Origin of the sequence: Brachyspira sp. (assembly GCF_029258575.1) — a bacterium.
In the GTDB taxonomy this organism is placed as follows: Bacteria; Spirochaetota; Brachyspiria; order Brachyspirales; family Brachyspiraceae; genus Brachyspira.
The window spans coordinates 1-21,697 of record NZ_JARHYI010000080.1 but is presented as its reverse complement, the minus strand read 5'-3'; the positions used below and the strand labels follow the sequence as shown (position 1 = coordinate 21,697).

Genomic DNA, 21,697 nt, shown 5'->3' with positions numbered 1-21,697 from the left:
TCGCCTTGTTTTTTTGCCAACTCAGTTGCAAGTTTAAGACGCTGTAATTCGCCACCTGAGAAAGTATCAAGCCTTTGAGAAAGTTTTATATAACCAAGCCCAACCTCGCTCATTATTGATAAAGTTTTTATAATTGATTTATCAAAGTCAAAAAACTCTATTGCCTCATCAACTGTTAATTCTAATACTTCAGCTATATTTAAAGATTTGAATCTTACAGATAAAGTTTCATCATTATATCTTTTACCTCCGCAAGCCTCGCAAACTATTTCCATATCAGATAAAAAGTGCATAGCAATTTTTCTTATGCCTTTACCTTCGCATATATTGCATCTTCCTTCTTTTCCATTATATGAGAATCTGCCCGGTGCGAATGCTTTTGCTTTTGCTGTAGGAGTCTTTGCAAATATATTTCTTATTTTATCGAACACTTTACTATAGCTTACTAATGTACTTCTTATAGAGCCTACTATAGAAATTTGATCAACCAATATTGTATCAGAAACTATGCTTGGTATTTCAGCACTTTCAAATTTTGAATATTGATTTAATCTGCGTTTTTTTAGAGCAGGGTAGAGTGTGTCTATTATTAAAGATGATTTACCGCTTCCTGATACTCCAGTAACAACTACTATCTTTTTTAATGGTATATCAACATCAATATTTTTTAAATTGTTTGTTGCAACTTGCTTTAATTTTATGCATTCAGTTTCTTCATTTCTTACGATAGTTTTTTCAAATACTTTTTTCTTCTCGCTTAAATAATTTCCTGTAAGAGAATTTGGAGAATTTAATATATCATCATATTTGCCATAAAAAATTACCTCTCCTCCAAAAGCACCCGCATAAGGTCCCATATCTATAATATTATCAGCAGCTTTCATAGTATCTCTGTCATGCTCTACTATAACAAGAGTATTTTTTAAATCTCTCAATTCTTTTAATGTGTCAAGCAAATGATTAGTATCTCTTGGATGAAGTCCCACTGTAGGCTCATCTAATACATAAAGCACTCCTGTAAGTTTTGAGCCAAGCTGACTTGCTAGCCTTATTCTTTGAGCCTCTCCTCCTGAAAGCGTAGAATATTTCCTGCTTAAAAATAAATATCCTAGTCCTACTTTATCCAAGAAACTTAATCTTGTTTTAATTTCTTTTACAGCTTCTTTTGATATAGTATTCTCTCTGTCGCTTAAAAGATTAGGAAGTTCATCAAAGAAATTAATAGCTTCCTCAACTGTCATGGCACATACCTGACTTATATTTTTACCTTGTATAGTATATGCTCTTATTGTTTCATTTAATCTTTCTCCATTACAAGAATTGCATTCCCTATCAATAAAAAATTTACCAAGTGATTTATCCTTCCATTCAGAATAATCATCGCTTGTAACATCATTATTAGAATGCCATGCGGTAATAACATTTCCTACAGAATAATCGCCTCCAAAGAAGAATGTATCAATTATTTTTTTATCAAGTTCATTGAAAGGAGTTTGATATAAATCTTTTTTTGTTACTGAGTTTCTTCTCAAAAATCTCATTAAAGAATCTGTATAATATTTTCCCGGAGTAGAAAACATATTATGTATAGCAGTATCCAAAGCACCGTCAAATAAAGGTTTTGTAACATCTTTTACAGCTAAATCTATACTGAATGTAGGTTTGCTTCCAAGTCCTTTACATTCTTCACAATAGCCCCAATGCGAATTGAATGAAAAATGTCTTGGAGTAACTTCAAAATCAAATAAAATTCCATGAAGAAGACAAGCTGGAAATTTTGTATGGAAACTATCTTTTACTATTATGCCATGTGAAGCTTTTATATGCACAACTCCGTTTGATAAATCCATAGCCCTATCAATAGCATCAGCAATTCTAGCTCTTTTATCTTTACCTACAACTATTCTGTCAATTACTATACCAACAGAATATATTTCTTCTTTTGATAATGCATCAATATCTTCTTCTGTAATATCATCTATAACATAATCATTGTTATTAATCTGCATTCTCATATATCCAGCTTCTCTTGTTTTTTCTATAATCTTTTTTATATCTTTAGCATCATTATCATTGAATGTGAATCTATGATTGAATGAACTATGATACAAAGGAGAAATTATAACAAGTTTATACAACTCCATACTTTCAGTAATTTCAGTTGCAAGTATAGAAGGAGTTTCAGCTTTTAAAGTATCTTTATCATGACAATGTGGACAATGAGGCTTAGCAACCCTTGCAAAAATTAGTCTGAAATAGTCATAAATCTCTGTAACAGTTGCAACAGTAGAACGAGGATTTCTACTAACATTCTTTTGATCTATTGCAATGGCTGGTGCTAATCCTTCTATTTTTTCAACATTAGCATCTTCAAATCTCCCTAAAAATCTTCTTGCATAAGTTGATAAAGATTCAACAAATCTTCTTTGTCCTTCTTTAAATATAGTATCAAATGCAAGAGAAGTTTTTCCGCTTCCTGATACTCCAGTAATAACATTGATTTTATTTTTAGGAAGTGTAATAGTTATATTTTTTAAATTATGTTTATTGGCTCCTTTTATAATAAGGGATGTATTTTCTTCTTTTTTGATTTCTTCTTTTTGTATAATCTTTTTTTTCTTTTTTGAAGGCTTAAAAATTTCTTTTAATTCTTTTGCTGTAAGAGATTCTTTCACCTTTATAATATCTTCGGGTTTACCTTCAGCAATAACTCTTCCTCCTTTATCACCGCTTAAGGGTCCCATATCTATAATATAATCAGCACATTTAATAACATCTAAATTATGCTCTACAACTAAAACAGTATTTCCTTTAGAAACAAGTCCGTCCAATGCCTTTAATAATTTCTTGATATCCTCAAAATGAAGTCCTGTAGTAGGTTCATCCAATATATATAAAGTATTTCCTGTAGATATTTTATGAAGTTCGCTTGCTAATTTTATTCTTTGAGCCTCTCCTCCTGATAGGGTAGTAGAAGGCTGTCCCAATTTTATATAACCAAGTCCTATATCTTCCATTATCTTTAAAATTCTTGTGATAGAAGTTATACCATCAAAAAATTCGATTGCTTCAGATACACTCATTTCAAGAACATCATATATAGTTTTATCTCTATATTTTACATCAAGAGTTTCTGCATTAAATCTTTTTCCTCCGCATTCCTCACAAGGTACTAATACATTAGAAAGAAACTGCATTTCTAATTCAATAACTCCTGCACCTTCGCATGTAGGACATCTTCCCGTTTTTACATTGAATGAAAATCTGCCTTTATCATATCCTCTCATTTTTGCGAGTTTGGTAGCAGCAAATAAATCTCTTATAGGCGATAAAACCTTTGTATAAGTTGCAGGATTACTTCTTGGTGTTCTCCCTATAGGCGACTGATCAACCTCTATAACCTTATCAATATTTTCAAGTCCTTCTATTTTTTCATGGCTTCCTGCTGCTAAAGTTTTTCCATAAAAATGATTATGCAAAGCACGCATTAAAATATTTTCTATCAAAGTAGATTTACCACTTCCTGAAAGCCCTGTAACTACTATGAATAAACCTAAAGGAAATTCAACATCTATATTTTTAAGGTTAAATTGATTAGCACCTATTACTTTTAAAAATTTTCCGTTTCCTTCTCTTCTTTCTTTTGGTATCTCTATATCATCATCGCCCCGTAAATATTTAGCAGTGTAGGATCTGTCTGATTTCAAAAACTCTTCATAATCTCCGATACCTACAACATCACCTCCATTTACTCCTGCATTCGGACCTATATCAATTAAATAATCCGATTCCTCCATAGTTTCTTTATCATGCTCTACAACTATAACAGTATTATTTTTATCTCTTAATGCCTTTAATGACTCAATTAATTTTTTATTATCTGATTGATGCAAACCTATCGAAGGTTCATCAAGAACATAAAGCACTCCTTCAAGTCCGCTTCCAATTTGCGATGCTAATCTTATCCTTTGAGATTCGCCTCCTGAAAGTGTAGGGGAAGAGCGTGCTATTGTAAGATAAGTTAATCCTACCTTCACCAAAAAAGTAAGTCTATAAATAATTTCTTTTACTATAGGAGCACCTATTACTTCTTCATCAGGCTTTAATTTTAATTTAGTGAAATAATTATATAAATCTTCTATAGTCATTAAAGAAAAATCAGCTATAGTTTTTCCATTAAATTTCACAGCCAATGCATCTTCATTTATTCTCTTGCCTTTACATTTAGGGCATTCTTCTTCGTCCATAAAATTAGCATAATAACTATTTTTATAAGTTTCATAATCATATTTTAATCTGTCTAAAATGCCCGGCACTCTTTCCTCAACCATTTTACTATGATACCAAAATCTCTTTCTCCATTTTATCTCTTTATCAGTACCATATAATAAATATTTTTTTTCTGTTTTAGTGAGATCTTTCCAAGGCTTTTTTAAATCTATTTTATAATTTTTTGCAATTATCTCCAATTCATCAACACCATATTCAGCATCGAAACCAATATGATCCTCAACGAAACATGATAAAGCACCCTCATAAACATTTAAATTTTCATCTTTTACAATATGCTTTTCAGTAAATACATGCTCAACTCCAAGCCCCCCGCATACGGTACATGCTCCCATAGGATTATTGAATGAAAATAAATTAGGCTCAATCTCTGCAATGGAGTGTCCGCAATTAGCACATGATCTTTCAGTAGTATAGAGTTTATAATATTTATCTATCTCAAACTGCTTACTCATTTTTATTTTTTTCTTTTTTGCTTTTGTATCTTCTTCTGTATTCTCTGATTCAGTATTTACTTCCAAAGCTTCTTCACTTTTTTCATACTCTTCATAAAAGGCTACCAAACCTTTTGTTATTCTTATGGCTCTTTCTATATCATCAGTTATTCTTGATAAATATTTATCTTCAACTTTTATTCTATCTATAACTATTTCCAGAGTATGCTTCTCATATCTTTTAAGTTCAGGTATTTCATCTTCATCAAATTTATAAACTATATTATCTATTCTTATTCTTGGATAACCTGCGAGTTTTACTTCCTCAATTTCTTTTCTATACTCTCCCTTTCTATCTCTTACAATAGGTGCAAGAACAAGAATTCTTTTTTCAGAAAATTCTCTTAAAACACTTTGTGCAATTTGGTCTTCACTCTGTTTAGAAATTTTATGTCCACATTTAGAACAGTAAGGTACTCCGAGTCTTGCAAAAAGAAGTCTAAAAAAGTCATAGATTTCTGTAACTGTACCTACAGTAGAACGTGGATTTTTATTTACGCTTTTTTGGTCTATAGAAATAGTAGGGGATAGTCCTTCTATATGTTCAACATCAGCCTTAGCCATTACGCCCAAAAACTGTCTTGCATAGGCTGACAATGATTCTAAATATCTTCTCTGTCCCTCTTTAAAAATAGTATCGAATGCAAGAGAGCTTTTTCCGCTGCCTGATACTCCTGTTAAAGTAGTTAGAGTTTTATGTGGTATTGAAAGCGATATATTTTTAAGGTTATGTTCTTTAGCACCTCTGATTTCTATAGAATTATTAGCCATTAATGTACCCTCAGCAAAAAAGTTAAAATATTATAACATAAATTCTATATAAAAAAAGAGTTTATTGATATTAAATATTAATTAATAAATGATATTAAAAAAGATAGCGAAATTATACAATATCTTTTATTTTTTAATTAAAATATTAGCATGTCTTTGCTCCAAACACCACTTCTTTTGCATCAAAAGAAGAGTCTGTGGTATTGCTACGAAAGAAGAAAAAGGGATATATTTAAAATTAATTAAAAAATAATAAATTAAAACTTTATTGAAGCTATGAATTTATAATCCCATTTACCTTTTTTATAAGATAATAATAAGCTAACCGTGCATTAAGACGATTAGCAATTTAATAAAAACTAGGGTGGGGTTACATTTTTAATTGTAAATAAAAAAACATGATCATATTGCTTTTTTGTAAAAAATATAAAGTATACAGGGGCGGAGTATGTAAATAAATTTGATATATATTTTTTAATTACTAATAATAGATTTACTATATAAAATAATCTTGAAAATTATAAATAAATATACTATAATATGTATATAATAAATTCTCAGGATATTCAATGACATTAACAAATGTAGTTACAATCAAAAGCAAAAATGGTATGCATTTAAGACCAGCAGGAATACTTTCACAAATTTCTAGTAAAAGTAATTATTCAAATATAGGTATATTTTTACTATATAATGGAGTAAGAGCAGATGCTAAAAGTGTATTCAATATAATGGGGCTTGGAGCATTTCAAGGTGCAAATCTTATTTTAGAAATAGAATATGAAGATGGAATGGAAGAAGCAGCAAAACAAGCTGAAAAAGAGCTTATAGACTTCTTTGAAGAAGGATATATACATGCTGAAGTTCCAGAAGATGATTAATATTTCAAATTGATTATTAAATAAATCATATAAAAAGGGTATTTAATGATTAGTTATTTTGTAATAGCTATGCTGACGATATCAATTATTGTCGTCATGATTTTAACTATTAAATTTAAAGTTCATCCGTTTATAGCAATGCTATTAGTAGCTATATTTTTGGCTTTTACGCTTCATATACCATCCAATGATGATACAAATTATATAACTGATATATCTGCTCTGATAGGTAAAGGTTTTGGAAATGCATTAGCAAGTGTAGGTATAATAATAGTTCTAGGAAGTATAATAGGTAATATACTAGAAATGTCTGGAGCTGCATTGAAATTGGGTGAAATTGTATTAAGAATAGTAGGCAAATCTCATCCTGCATTAGCGATGAATATATTAGGTTTCATTGTATCTATACCTGTATTTTGTGATTCTGGCTACTTAATACTTACTCCTTTAAGAAAAGCAGTTGCCAAAAAAAGCGGTGCTTCTCCAGTAGCTTTATCTGTAGCCTTATCTACGGGACTTTATGCTTCGCATGCTTTAATACCTCCAACTCCAGGACCTGCTGCAGTTGTAAACTTATTTGGACTTGAAGCTCATTTATTAACAGTAATAATGATTGGTTTAATAGTGGCAATTCCTACATCTTTAGTAGGAGCTATATATGGTATTTTCATTTCAAAATATATACACAAACAAAATGATCCAGATAAGTGTCCCATAATATATGAAACTTTAATAAGCGATATTGGAGGACTTCCTTCTGCTTGGAAAGCTTTAGCACCTATATTTGTACCAATAATATTGATGGCAATTGGAACTATTGTAAGATTTGATTCATTTAGATTGGGAAGCGGAATAATAAAAAACATATTTATATTTTTGGGTGAGCCTTCTATGGCATTGTTTATAGGTTTTTTATTTTCTCTTTTATTAACACATAAATTTAATAAAGAAGAAATATCAATGTGGATAGGAGATGGTATAAGATCTTCAGGAAGTATATTAGCTATAGTAGGAGCAAGTGGTGCATTTGCTGAGGTTTTGAAATCTACAGAATTAGCTAAAGTTATACCTGAATTAGGTCATATATTTGCTTCATTAAATATGGGATTAATATTACCTTTCATTATAGCATCAGCATTAAAAATAATATTAGGTTCATCTACAATAGCGGTAGTTACTGTAGCAACTATTTTTGCTCCTTTACTAAATACTTTAGGATTTACAACGCCTATATCTCAAGTATTGGTTTTAATGGCTATAGGTGCTGGTTCTATGATAGCATCACATGCTAATGACAGCTATTTCTGGATAGTTGTTGAATTATCAGGACTAAAAATAAAAGATGCATATAAAGCTAGAACTTTAGCTACTTTTGTACAAGGTATTACAGCTCTTATTATCATAATGATACTTGCTTTTTTATTCAGATAATAATATGATATTCTAAAATTTTTGGAGTGAATAATGCTAAAAATAAAAATTATTAATAAATCTAATAATCCATTGCCTAAATATCAAACTGAAGGATCATCAGGATTAGATTTACATGCTAATTTAGAAAATTCAATTACTTTAAATAAAAATGATATAGTTTTAGTACCAACAGGTATTTTCATTGAAATGCCTGAAGGGTATGAAGCTCAGATTAGAAGCAGGAGTTCATTAGCATTAAAAAATGGAATATTCTGTTTAAACTCACCAGCAACAATAGATAGCGATTATAGGGGTGAATTAAAAATTATATTAGCTTCTTTAACAGATACTCCTTTTACAATCAATAATGGAGATAGAATAGCTCAAATGGTTTTCTCTAAAGTTGAAAAAGCTTATTTTGAAGAAGTAGATTTTCTTTCTGAAACTAAAAGAGGTGAAGGCGGATTTGGAAGTACGAATAAATAATATTGATATCATTTTATTTATTATGTATAATTATTAGAAATGAAAGTATTAAAAGTAATTCTTAGTATAATTATTATATTGTCATCGATTTCATGCGGACTTCCAGATGTTACAGGCGTAACATTAGAATTAAATCAACCTTATATAACTAAAATTACACCTGGAAATAATGAATTAACTGTAGAATTTCAGGCCCAAAATAATGAACCATCTTTTAGCGGATATAATATATATTTTGGTGATAAAACTGATCCTAGAAAATATAGATTATATAATCAGCAAAAAGTATTGCCTACAATGGTGGAAAAAACTTCAGATACAATAAAAAAATATGTTTTTAATATAAAAGTAGGAAGTTACTATTCAACAAATAGTACAGATATATATACATTGAAAGAAAATGATTTAAATAATGGAATACCTATTTATGTTTGGGTTGGGGCATATCAAATAACACCTCAATTAGAAAGTTATTATTATTATGATAATTTTGTACAAATGGGCACGCCTAGACCAGAAGTTCTAAATCAAAATATAACTCCAAATACAACAATAAAGGGTACAGGAAGAAATTTAGCTATTCTAAATATAAATGGGGGTAAATTAGTCTTTCAAAATGTTGATAATGGAAGTATGATGCGTGTATCTGGAAATTCTTTAACTGATATAGTAGTGCCACCTGAGAATGGATATGGTACAGCCGAATTAGATGTTATAATGAATAGACTTTATTTAATAAAAATAACAGAAGGTGGAAATTCCTATTATGGGAAAATATATGTAAAAAGTGTAAATGGAACTAGCAGTGCTGTAATAGATTATTGTCATCAAACTAGTCCTAATATATTGAGTTATTAATTATGAAAAAAATAATAATGTTATTAATATCATCTATTTTTCTATTTACTTCTTGTAATGAAGAACTTATAACTATAGTAGATGAATATAATTCTCCATATGATATAAAAGCAATAGCAAGTAATAATGCTATATATATAAGTTTTTGGTCCAGCGTAATAGCATCTGATTTTGCTGGTTTCAATTTATATGTTTCCCAAGCCAATACTTTTACACAGCCTGATGATGCTATAAAAAGTACATCAAATACATTTCCGACTATATTAGGAAGCAATCATACCAGAACAAACTTTGTAATTGAAGTACCTACTACTAAAATGGCTTTTGCTAATGGTACATTATATTATGTATCTGTTACAGCTTATGGTACAAATAATTTAGTTGATAAAAAATATATAGAAACAAAAATAACACCTGATTCAATAATACCTGTAATTCCTAGAAATGAAGGTGATGGAAATGGTAATTCTTTAACGGCTAACGGACAAAATTTAGGTACTATAAATAATGGAAAAATAACTTGCAATGCTAATTGGAAAGTACAGTATTTTGGAGCGCAAAATAGTATTAATAATGTTGTAGTTCTTACAAATTATAATGATAATTCATTTGATAATGATGCTATATATTCTATAAATGGATTATATATATTTAAAAATGGAAATTCACTAGCTAAAATTTGGATAAAAAAAGATGGCTCTTACAGATGGGCTTATCAACAAAATGCTTCACAATGGTGGGGAATATAATTTTCTAAATAAAAAATATTTAAATGAATATACATTAAATAAAAATATAAAGAGCCTACAGTTATAAACTATAGGCTCCATTTAATTTATTAAGAGGAAGTGAAGTTATCTTATATTATCCTCTAGACTGTTTATCTTTCCATGCTTTAATAGTTCTCTCAACTTCATCTCTTGAATATGAAGTATTCTTAACTATATCTTCAGGTTTCCATCCTTGTTTATACATCTTTATAATAAGCTCTTCTTTTTTAGTATCTATTTTTGTAGTCTTATTTTTCTTGCTGGAAGATTTAGAATCTTTATCTGACATATATTTATCAGCATTATCAAGTAAAGTTTCTAAATATCTAACAAAATATTCAGCTCTTTCTAAATTCTTAACTATATTCTTATCATAATCATCATACTGATTCTTCATACGAACAAGATTTTCTCTCTGATCCTGTATAGCGTCTATTATATCATTAACTTCTTCTAATTTAGAGATAAACAATTGAACTTTCTTATCATTCTTCTCTATTTTAGCCATATCTCTTTCTAAAGAGTAAACCTTCTCCATAAAGTTCTTTCTTGTATCTTCAACTTCTACCATAGCTTCTTTTATACTGTCTACTCTTTCCAAAATAGTTTCAGTTTCTATTTCAGCCTTTCTTATTTGATGTAATATATCATCTGCATACTCTTCTTTATCTTTTATAAATGAGAGTTTATTTTCTATTTGAGATGCTATATCTATAACAACCTGTATACCTTCTTCAGCATGCTCTATCATAGCATTATTTTCTGCTATATTAACAAATCTTTCCTGAATCTCTCCAGACATCTCCATAAGCATATTGACTTTTTCATGAGTATCTTTCAAACTGTCTTTTTCTTTCTTGAGAGTGCTTGCATAATCTAATATTTCATTATGCATTTTCTTTAAATTCTCAAACTCAGATATAGTCTTATTCATATCAATAGATGCCGACTTAGTATTTTCAACTAAAACCGATAATTTAGAAACATCATCTTTGATAGAATCTGCCATTTCTTTAGCATTATCAAATACTTTTACAATATTCATGTATTTTTCAATATCTTTAGCTATATCATCAATTTTTGATTTCACAGCATCATATCCTAAAGAAATATCATTAGTTTTTACATCAAGCATTTTATCAATAGATTCAACAACATCATTCAATTTTAATTGTAAATCATCAGTTCTATTTTCAAAATCTTTAAGTATAACATTTGTTTTTTCATCATAGCTTAAATTAATATTTTCAAGTCTTACATCTATCTCAGAAGAATATTTAGTAATATCAGTCTCTAAAGCAGAGATAATATCTTTCATATTTGTAATTCTTTCATCATATTCATCTAAATTATCAGTATGAGCTTTCATTATCTCATCTTTAGCATTTTGTATATGCTCTTTAGCATCATTCATAAGAAGAGATAATGTTTGTTCTAAATTAGAATTAAGTCTTGCTACATACTTTTCATATTTTTCATTTGTATTCTCTTCTATAGCCTGAACACTTTCTTCTATAATGCTATTAGCTTCTTCTATTCTAATATTAATAGCATCTGATATAGATTCTTTCAAAGCAGTTAAAGATTCTGAAAGACCTTCGTAATGAGCTTTTAATGCATCAAACTCTGAATTCTTTTCTTCTAATAAAGTATCCATTTTATTAGAAACATTTTCTATTATAGAATCAAATTCGCTTACTTTAGCTTCAATAGTAATTTTAGCATCTCTAGACAATTCTTCTAATCTAGTATTGAATTTCTCGCCTTGTAATTCTATATCCTGTGAATATACATTTATTTTATCATGAAGTTCTGAAGCCTTTTCTTCTATAAGAGTTTTCAATCTATCTATAGAAGGTGCAAATTCATTTTGTAAACTACTCATCTGCTCTTCAACTTCCCCAAGCTTCTCTTTATTATTTTCAACAGCAGTTAAGAACTCATCTTTTATACTCAAAGCCTGTTTCAAATCGGATACAACATCTTCAACAGAAGTACTTATTTGAAGTTTAGTATCATCCAATTTAGAATACAAAGTTTCTATTTTTTCATTGTATTCTTTATAAGCTTCTTCAAACAATTTAGAGAAGTCTTCATGATTTTTCTCCTGTCTATCAGTATAGAATTTCTCAGTTGTCAAATACATTTCTTTTAATTTGACAACCTCTTCATCATGCATAGACTTAATTTCATCAACTGCCTTCTCTCCCTCTACACCTATAGACATTTTCAATTCACTCATAAACTCTTCTTGATAAGTATCTATTTTCTTCTTAAAGTCTACTATATTATCTTCCAATTGTTTATTCATATTATTGAAGGCATCGGTAATTTTATTATTAATATCATTTTCAATACCTTCTATAGCACTTCTTACATCAGAGAATTTTTCAAATTTCTTCATTTCATTATTGATAAAATTCTCAACTGTAGTCATTATATTAGGAGCTAAATCATTAGTTTCTTTAGTTATAGCCTCATTAAATGAAGAAGTAAGTTCATTAATATACTCTTTAGCCTTGTTCAAAGCCTCATTATTTTCAGCTGTAAACTTATTTTCTAATGAATTAATATATTCCTCAGCCTCTTTTACTTTACTACTGAATGCTTCCTCTTTTTCTGATATCTTAGTAGAAGCTATATTTGCAGCTTCTACTACTGCACTTGTCAAACTGTCTATTTTATTTCTTATATTGATATCAGAATTTTTTACCATATCCATCAGAGCTTCTCTTTCTCTGCGTACAGTTTCAACTTCTTGTGATATATGTTTTTGAGACTGACTTAACATTCTAAGCTCATTCTCTTGTTCTTTTATATTAGCCTTTATAGTATTTATTAATGAATTAATATCATTTTCAGCTTCATTCATTTTATTAACAATATCTTTAATTTTACTATTTTCTAATACATCTATTTGTCCTTTAGCAGTTTCTACTTTATCACTTATATCTGAAAGAAGTACATAAGCATCATTTTTGATATTATCAACTTCAGCAAGTATAGCATCTTTATAGAATTCTTTTATTCTATCAGCTGAAGCATAAGCATCTTCAAAATAAACTATTCTATCCTCTATACGCTTTCTAAACTCATCATTAGATTCTTCAAATACCTTTATAATATCATCTCTGAATGAATCTGTAAGATATCTCAAATCTGTATCCATAGAATCGTTTTGAATACTTTCAAACATATCGGCAACTTGTCTTCTTTCATCTTCAATCATAGCTATAACTTCATCTCTATTTATAACATCAAATGAAATCTTATTTTTCAAAGCTTCTATGCTGTCAATTATATTAAGTTTCTCTTCATTGAATACATTCATAGCAGCATCTTGTTCTTTTATAAGTTCTATTATAGATTTTCTAAAGTTTATAAACTCATTAAAAATTCTATCTCTATCTGAATCTATAATATTTGAAGAACCATCAGAATAAACAACACCGCTTTCATATTTAAGTTTAATATCATCTATTTCAGACATTAATCTATCTCTTTCAGTTTGTAAAGCCTCAGCCAAATCTCTGATATTACCCAATCTATCATTGAATTCATTTCTGAATCCTAACATCTCATTAGATAGATTTTCTTTGTATCTCTTAATACTCTCAGAGAAATCCTGTTCCAATATTTGGAAATCATCTCTAATTCTAGCACTGTATTGTTGAGCCATATTAGCCAAATCATTATTAGTAGGAACATTAACCAATATATCATCTCTCAATGAAACAAACTCATCTCTAAGTTCATCTTTCAATGTTTCTTTTTCTTCTACAAATATCTGGCTTATATTTTCAAGAGTAGGCATATCTCTAAGTATATCTTCTTTCATCTCAAGCAATTTATTTTCAACAGCTTCCTGCTCTTTAGATAATACTTCAGCAACAGCATCTACAGTAGAGTAATTCTCTTCTATACTCTTTCTAAATGACTCTAAAGTTTCATTTATTCTAGCTCTTTCATCTTCTATTAATTTTTCAAGATAAGAAGAATCAACCTTACCATCTAATACTTTTTCAGCAACTTCTTCCTTTGTATTTTCTATAGCAGAATCAATATTCGATTTATAACTATCTATAAGTTTTTCTACTTCTTCTTTAGATAAAGAATTATCTTTTATACTGTTAATCTCTTTTTTTATCTCATCAAACGATGCCTGTAAATCAGCTTTTTCAATATCTAAAAGATTATTCAAATTATCTAAATAGTCTTTTTTCACTTTTTCAAATCTATCTTCAGCAGATATATATTCAACTCTTACAGCAGATTTGAAATGATCAAGCTCATCTATCAATTTTGCTTTCTCTTCTTCAAACATTTTAGCAAAATTCAAATTCTCTGTTTGAGTGCTAAGAATTTCATTTCTAAACTCTTCAAATTCATTAGTGATTTCTGATTTTTCAGATACAAATAATTCAGCAAGCTCTTCCATATTAGGTACAGAATTTATTATTTTATTTTTAAACTCTTCAAAGTCATCTAATATACTTATATCCTTTTGAGAAATCTCTTCTGTTATCTTATCATAAACTTCTCTTCTAAACTCATCTATAATATTAAGCAATTCTCTCTTATCTTTAGCTAATTCATTGGAAAGTTTTAATGTATTAGTATTAAGCTCGTTATTTATCTTACTTATATAAGATTCTAAAGCTTTTATTTTTACATCAACACCCTTATTAGAACTGCTTATATCTTCTTTTATAGATGAAATATTATTTTCTAAATAGTCTATAGTATGCTTACCTTCAGTTTTTAATGAGTCCTGAAGATTAACAACTTTAGATTTTACTTTATTTTCATATTCATCTAATATAGCATCTAATTGTTCAGTATACTTAGAAATATCTAATGTTAAAGATTCTTGATTATCCTCTAACTCTTTTATTCTATAATCAAAAGTATTCATCTGTAATTCTATATTAGAAACACCTTCTTCGAATTTAGAATCTATTCTATCCTGTAATTCTAATTGTTTATTAGATATATCCTCTTTCAATGCTTCTATCATAGCAATTACTTCAGAGTAATTTTCATTATCAAATACATTATCCTTAGCATTATCTACATTATTTGAGATAACATCAAGATTAGTATCCTTCCAAGAATTCAAATCTTTCTCCATAGATTCTATTTTTAATTTGAATTCCATAAAAGAATTATTGAAATACAATTCTAATTCCTGTTTCAATACAGCAAAACTTGTAGCTATAGTATCACCGTATAATTCTACAACTTTATTTTCATCAGACCAAACATCTTCAAAATATTCTACACGTTTTTCAAGTCTGTTCTCAAACTCTTTAGAATCTTTTTCTATACTATGCATCAAATCATCTTTTATAGAAACTATACTATCATTGAAATTCTCAAATATATTATCCAATTTTCCTTCTAATCTATTGAGTTCATCTCTATTGATATAAGATTTAGGCAAAGAATTCATAACATTATTAAATTCTCTGTATATTTCTTCCTTGTTTTCTAAAATCTTATCTTCCAATTTAGCGAAATTAGATATTTGAGGTATTATAGTTTTCTTAAACTCTTCAAAACTATCATTGAGTTTCTTAAAGTCATCATATATATCAGTAATACCCTCTTGAATTACTGATATATCCTCATTATCTTCCTCATCTTCATAATTTTCTTCTTTATAAGAAACATCAGCTAAATTATTCTTTAATTCTTCCAACTCTTCAGAAAGTCTTATAACTTCATCATTCAAGCTAATATCAGCACCTCTTACATTATCTTTGATTACTGATAAATCTTTTTCCAAATCTTCTATCTTAGCAAAGTCATCTCTAAGAGCATTGAATGAGTCTTCTAATCTATTTCTCTCTTCAATTAAATCACTATAATCATGATTATCTGTTATAGATATAACTTCATTTCTAAACTCATCTATAGCATCAGATATCATAGACTTATATTCAGATAATGATGATTCTAAATTAGTAACAGCATCTTCATTATTATTTATTTTAGCAGTTAATGTTTCTAATACATCATCAATAGAAGTCTGTACTTTTAATTTTTCAGAATTAAGTATAGAGAGAACTTTATCATCAGAAAGCATTAATATATCATCTTTCAATGTTTCAAAAGCCTCTTTTAAAGCATCAACTTCTTTTATTAATAATTCTTTCTCATTAATAGAATACTGAATCATATTATTCTTATCAAGTACAGCATCTTTTATCTCATCTATAGACTTATCAAAATCTCTAGTTAAACTTGAGTATTTATTATCTATCTCTTCTTTTACATTGTTAATCTCATCTATAAGAGAATGCTTAACATTTTCTATATCTTCTAATATATCAGTTACCGAAGAAATCTTCTCACTATACTTTCCAAACAATGATAATATCTGTTCATTATTAGATATAAAATCATTAACTTGAGCTTTAAATCTTTCATTGATATTAGACTTTAAATCCTCAAATTCATTGGATAATTTGGATATTGAATTATAAAGCTCTTCTTTCTCTAAATCCATTCTATCCGAAATAAATCTAGCCTGATTTTCTAATTGACCATTTACTTCAGAAACAGAATTCTCTATAGCCTCCAATTTTCCTGCTATATCCATCAAGCCATTATAATCAATTTTTTCTTTAAACTCATTATATAGCTCTGATAATTCATTCTTAATATTGGCAAATGAACTTTCCTGTTTATCTTTAATTTCAGATTCATAAGAACTTATTCTTGAAATTATTTCTTCTTCTTTATTTGAAAGTATATTATTAATTTGTAATTCCAAGTTATCTACAATATCTCTAAATTTAGAATCTGAATCCTCTACCATTTTTAATACGGCATTATTGATACTTTGATTCAAATTATTAAATGAATCATTTATCATAATATCTAAATTATATTTATTCTTTTCAAGTTCTTCTAATTTTTCTTTTATATCAGATTCTATTTTTGAAGAATATTCATTCAAATAATCATCTATATAACCTTTATTAGTATCAACTCTGGCTTTTTCTATCTCTATTCTCAAACTGTTAGAATATTCATCTAATGCATTTTTATTATTCTCATAAACAGAATTTAACATTTTAGAATAGTCTTCATAATTAGAAACTATATTTCTTCCTATATCCTCTAAATTTTTAATTATAGATTCATTCTCTTCTAATCTGTAAGATTCTATATTTTCAAGTTCCTCTTCATATTTAGCAACAGCTTCCTCTATCATAGTATTGAATCTGTCAGAATTAGAAGTTAATCTATTTTCTAAATCTGCTATTCTATCATTTACCGAAGATAATTTTTCTTCAAGACGAGTATTAATCTCACTTTCTTTTCCTAATATCTCATCTTTTATAGAAGCTATCATCTTAGCAATGATACCATTTTTCTTATCTTTTGAACTTTCTATAAAGATATCAATATTTTCTTTAGCCTCTTTCAACTGTTCTAAAAGAAGAGACAAATTATCATCTTTCCAAATAGATATATTACTTTCTATTTCATCCACTTTTCCTTGAACACTAGATAAAATTTCAGATTTAAGTTCATCAACTTCAGGTCTTATAGCATTGTCATAAAGTTTTAAAGCTTTGCTAGGATCAGACCAAGTATCCTCAAAATAGGAAATTCTTTTATCCATTAAATTTTTAAATTCGTTATTTGATGATTCCAATTCATCATATAAAGAATATAATTTTTCTCTATCATCATCAAATATATCTCTGGAAACTGTATTATCCTCTAATATATCTATTTTCTCTTCTAAGGAATATTTGAATTCAGAAAGCTCTTCGTATAATTTATCAACATCATTTCTTAAATTACTATCAATGCCATCTAAATTACTCTTTAAATTATAAACTTCGCTCTCTAAATCATAAAGTCTCTCAAAGTCTTCTTTTAATGAATTGAATGTTTCCTCCAATCTAGCTTTTTCATCTTCTAAAGCATCTAAAGAATCATTATTTTTTAATTCATCTAATTCATATCTAAATGCTTCCATATTTTCTAATATAGAATTTTTCTCATCAAATATAGCATTTTTAAATTCTTCTATATTAGCATTAGAACTATCTAATTTTGATATTATATCATTAGTAAATGAATTAAATGTTTCTTCAAATTTCTCTCTCTCTTTTTCAAATAGAGTAGGTATATTATCTCTATTAGCATTCAATACATCATCTTTGAATATAATGAAATCATCTCTAAGTTTCTGCATTTGATCATTATTCAATACAAGACTTTCTATATTGATAAATTTATCATCAAAATGTTTTTTTAGATTATCATATCTTTCATTAACATTCATTATTCTTGCATCTATTTTTTCATGCAAATCTCTTATCTTATCTTCAAATCTATTTATATAATTTTGATTAATTTCTAAATCATATATTTTTCTCTCTAAAGCATCATATTTATCTTCAACATTTAGAAGTTTAGTGTCTATTCTACCATAGAAATCTTTAACCTTATCTTCTATTTTATGAATATAATTTTCGCCATAAATTACTTCATCTGTTTTTTGTTCTATTTTCTCTATAGTAGAAGCAAGCTGTTCATTAGATACCTCTTCAAACTTATTCATAGACTCATTAAATTTAGCCTCCAAATCATCAAAAGAAGATTTTAGCATATTGTCCAAATGTTCTTTAGTCTCATCTAATATACTAATTTTATCTGATACCTGAGATTCTAATGTATCTATATTTTCAAACTGTTCATTAGATATCTTTTCAAACTTGCTCATAGACTCATTAAATTTAGCCTCTAAATCATCAAAAGAAGATTTTAGAATATTATCTAAATGTTCTTTAGTTTCATCTAATATACTAATTTTATCTAATACTTGAGAATCCAATTTATCAGAATACTCTTTCAAATATTGATTAATATATTCTCTTTCACTAGATAAATGTTTCTCTTCAGTTTCTGCTTTTGCATTTTCTATTTCATCTTTAATAGAATCAGAATACTCTTTCAATGAATTGATAGAATTATTATAAACTTCATCTATAAGTTTAGAATAATTTTCATAAGAAGATTTTATTTCTTTTCCTACATTATCTATATCATCTAAAAGTTTGTTATTCTCATCTAATCTATAATGCTCAATATTTTTTATCTCTTCATCATATTTAGCTACTGCTTCATTTACAGTATTATATAGATTTTCTAAATTACTGCTTATATCATCATTTAATTTAGAATCCATAGCATATAATTTTTCTTCTATATCCTTAACTTTATTATCTATAGATTCAAATATGGCTCTCTCTCTTTCATCTATTTTTGATAATAAATTGCTGACAATAGATTCTCCCTTGACTTCTGATTCTTCTAAATAATTAGATATACTTTCTTTAGCAGTATCTAATTGTTTAGTAAGCTCATCTATATTATTTTCCTTCCAAGCAGATATATCATTATCCATAGACTCTATTTTATTTTTCAAATAATTAATAGAATTTTCAAATTTAATTTCATTGTCATTTCTGATATTATCCAATTGTTCTCTTATATCAGTTGAGAAAATATTTTTAAGCTTACTGCTGTCAGACCAAGTATCTTCAAAATAAGTTATACGCTTTTCAAGTCTATATCTGAATTCTTTATTATCATCTTTTATCTGATTAAATAATTCTGATAATTTTTCTTTTTCTTTTATGAATAGCTGCTCTACAATATCGCTATTTTTAGAATTTGAAACCAACTCATCTTTAAGAGAAGAAAGTTTATTATATAACTCTTCTTTTTCATTTGATATAAGAGACTCTAATTCAGAAGATTTATTAATATTATCTTCTATTTGAGATTTCACATTATCAATGCTTGAACTTAATTTACTTACATTTGAAGTAAGATTGCCAAGCTCTATAGAATATTCATCTAAATCTCTTACTATATCATCTTTTATTCTCTCTTCAAAATCAGCTAATTTGTTTGATAATGCTTTAACCTCATCTTTTAATAAAATATCAACATCAGACATATTTTCTTTTAATTGATATAAATTATTCTCTAAATTCTCTAACTTAGAGAAGTCTTCTTTTATAGCATTGAAAGAATCCTCTAAAGCTTTTTTCTCTAATGATAATTGCTCTATAGTATTATCTTTCTTAATAGTTTCTATCTCAACTTCTAAATTATCAAGTTTCTCTAATAAGTCTAATTTATCAGAAACTAAAGTATCTTTTAATTTAATAACTTCATCATCAGTAATATTTACTCTATCAACAACAGCACTAGTAAACTCTTCAAATACATGCTCTATTTCTCTTTTTTTATCTTCAAATAAAGCAGGTACATCTTCATTATTAAATTTTAATACAGATTCTTTGAAAGATTCAAAGTCATTTTTAATATTTTCTAATCTATCAATAATAGAACTCTTCTCTTCATTATGTAATGATATTAATTCATCTCTATCTATTATAGAATCTTTAATAATATCTATAGCATCATCAAAATCATTACTCAAAGAATTATATTTGTTTCTCAAATCATTAGTTTCTTTCTCTATTTTTTCATTTACAGACTGTATCTGCTCATCTAATGTATACATGTACTTATTAAATAGTACAGCTTCTGTTTCTCTTTCTAACTTTTCAATGGCCTCTAAAACTTTATTATTAGTTTCCTCTTCAAATCTGGATACTGCATCATTAAAGCTATTTTCTAAATTACTGAAAGAATCTTTAACCATATTATCTAATTGATCTTTAATATCATTAAGCATATTAATCTTTTCTGATATATCTTTATCCATCTTATCTGAATAATCTTTCAAATAATTATCTATATAATTCTTCTCATTAGATAAATGCTTACTCTCTGATTCTTCTCTGGCTTTCTCTATCTCTTCCTTAACGGAATTACTATAATCTTTCAAAGAGTTCAAAGAATTATTATAAGTATCATTTATCAAATTAGAATAATGCTCATAACCTTTTCTTATCTCATCTATAAGACTATGTGATTCTTCTAGTAATTTATCTGATTCTAAATTTCTATAGCTTTCGATATTCTTTATCTCTTCATCATATTTAGATACTGCTTCATTTAACATATTATGAAGATTATCTAAATTAGATGCTATATCATTATTAAGTTTAGAATCTGTATCTAATAATCTTTCCTCTATCTCTGATATCTTAGAATCTATATTAGAATAGATACTATGCTCTTTCTCTTCGATTTTAGCTAATAAAGTATTCAATATATTCTCAGCCTTAACATCAGAATTATCTATATAGGCAGATATACTATTTTTAGCTTCTTCTAACTGAGATAATAATTCATTAATTTTACTATCTTTCCAAGCAAGTATATTACTATCAATAGAATCTATTTTCTGCTGTAATTCTGTTATATAATCATCTCTGAATGAACTTAAATCATTATTAATAGATTCTATCTTACTATTAATATCATCGATATGCTCTTCCTTCCAAGAAGCTATATCATTATCCATAGAACTCATTTTTTCTTTAAGCTCATTTATAGAATTTTCAAATTTCAATTCTGTATCAGATTTAACATTTTCTATTTCATCTCTAATATCAGATGAGAATATAGATCTTATTCTTCCACTATCAGACCAAGTATCTTCAAAATATTCTATACGCTTCTCTAATCTATCTCTAAACTCTACATTATCATTATGAACTCTATTAAATAATTCATCTAATTTCTTTACCTCTTCATTAAATACATGCTCTATACTTTCATTTTT

General features: G+C 27.5%; 7 protein-coding genes. 5 read left to right on the top strand and 2 right to left on the bottom strand.

The features are described from left to right. Positions 1-5,555 (bottom strand): excinuclease ABC subunit UvrA (gene uvrA, locus Q1J76_RS06495; protein ID WP_300368583.1); only part of this gene is annotated, 5,555 nt, incomplete at its 3' end. 569 nt (positions 5,556-6,124) lie between these two features. On the opposite strand from uvrA, the gene Q1J76_RS06490 reads away from it, so the two are divergent. The 5 genes from Q1J76_RS06490 to Q1J76_RS06470 are packed head-to-tail and all read left to right on the top strand — an operon-like array spanning position 6,125 to position 9,942. Next, entirely contained in the window at positions 6,125-6,436 is a 312-nt protein-coding gene (locus Q1J76_RS06490; RefSeq protein WP_300368580.1) for an HPr family phosphocarrier protein, read from the top strand. A gap of 45 nt (positions 6,437-6,481) precedes the next feature. After that, entirely contained in the window at positions 6,482-7,867 is a 1,386-nt protein-coding gene (locus Q1J76_RS06485; RefSeq protein ID WP_300368577.1) for a GntP family permease, read from the top strand. Between the two features lie 33 nt (positions 7,868-7,900). Then, entirely contained in the window at positions 7,901-8,335 is a 435-nt protein-coding gene (gene dut / locus Q1J76_RS06480; protein ID WP_300368575.1) for a dUTP diphosphatase, read from the top strand. Positions 8,336-8,374: 39 nt separating this feature from the next. Beyond that, the gene (locus tag Q1J76_RS06475; protein WP_300368572.1) at positions 8,375-9,193 is read left to right on the top strand and encodes a hypothetical protein; all 819 of its coding nucleotides are present in this window, start codon (positions 8,375-8,377) and stop codon (positions 9,191-9,193) included. Between the two features lie 2 nt (positions 9,194-9,195). Further along, a complete protein-coding gene (locus tag Q1J76_RS06470; RefSeq protein WP_300368569.1) occupies positions 9,196-9,942 on the top strand; it encodes a hypothetical protein in 747 nt (248 codons plus the stop codon). 115 nt (positions 9,943-10,057) lie between these two features. Here the strand turns inward: Q1J76_RS06470 and Q1J76_RS06465 are convergent. Continuing rightward, positions 10,058-21,697: SpiroCoCo family coiled-coil protein (locus tag Q1J76_RS06465; protein WP_498034126.1), on the bottom strand; the 11,640-nt coding region annotated here is incomplete at its 5' end.